Source organism: Sulfuriferula multivorans, from assembly GCF_003851125.1.
GTDB lineage: Bacteria > Pseudomonadota > Gammaproteobacteria > Burkholderiales > Sulfuriferulaceae > Sulfuriferula > Sulfuriferula multivorans.
The window spans coordinates 1-1,139 of the sequence record NZ_BGOW01000065.1; the positions used below are offsets into that span (position 1 = coordinate 1).

Annotated in this window: 1 protein-coding gene; it reads left to right on the forward strand. The window is 60.2% G+C overall.

What is annotated here, in order from left to right; all coding sequences use genetic code 11:
- A partial coding sequence (locus EI185_RS17495; protein WP_124706430.1) for an alkaline phosphatase occupies positions 1-1,139 on the forward strand: 1,139 nt, incomplete at both ends.

A 1,139-nucleotide genomic window follows, 5' to 3' on the forward strand; every position in this document is an offset into this window, starting at 1 on the left:
TATTCCGCCAACCAGCAAACGCCGGATTCCGCACCCACCATGACCGCCATGGTCACCGGCGTAAAAACCAGCGACGGGGTGTTGAGCATCGACCAGGACGTCGCGCGCCAGGAAAAAGACAACGCCGTCATCCAGGCGCACAAACTCACCACCATCCTTGAGCTGGCGAAAGCCCGCGGCATGTCTACCGGTGTGGTGACCACCGCCAGGGTCACGCACGCCACGCCCGCTGCAACTTACGCCCATACCGCTGAACGCGACTGGGAGACCGACAGCAAGCTGCCCGCAGGGACAAGCGTCAAGGATATCGCTGCCCAGGCGGTAGACAACTTTGCCGCCAACCACGGCATGGAAGTATTGATGGGCGGCGGGCGCACCTATTTCATGCCCAACACCAAGTTCGATCCGGAGTACCCCACGGTCAAGGGCCGCCGCAAGGATGGCCGCGACCTGACCAGCGAATGGCAGACCAAGTTCAACGGCAAATATGTCTGGAACAAGGCCCAGTTCGACGCGATTGATCCTGCCAATACCAAGAGCCTGCTGGCATTGTTTGAACCCTCCCACGTGCAGTACGAAGCCGACCGCGAGAAGATGGATGGCGCAGGCGAGCCTTCCATTGCGGAAATGACCGACAAGGCCATCGACATTCTTCAGAAGAACAAAAAAGGTTTCTTTCTGATGGTGGAAGGCGGCCGTATCGACCACGGGCATCATGCCGGCAACGCCTACCGGGCGTTGACCGATACCATCGCCATGTCTGACGCGGTCAGGAAGGCCATGGAGAAGACCGACCCGGAAGACACGCTGATCGTGGTGAGCGCGGACCACAGCCATGTATTCACCATTGCGGGTTATCCCAAGCGCGGCAATCCGATCCTCGGCAAAGTGGTGGGGGCAGGCAAGACCGATTTTGCCAAAGCCAGCGATGGCATGCCTTACACCACATTGTCGTACGCCAATGGCCGCGGCTACCATGTGTTGCCGGTAGGCGGCGACACCTCGTATAACGAACCCATCCAGACTGGCCGCGTGGCCGACATGACCCATGTGGACACCACCGATCAGGGCTTCCACCAGGAGGCGCTGGTGCCCCTGTCTTCGGAAACCCACGCGGGCGAAGACGTGGCGATCTTTGC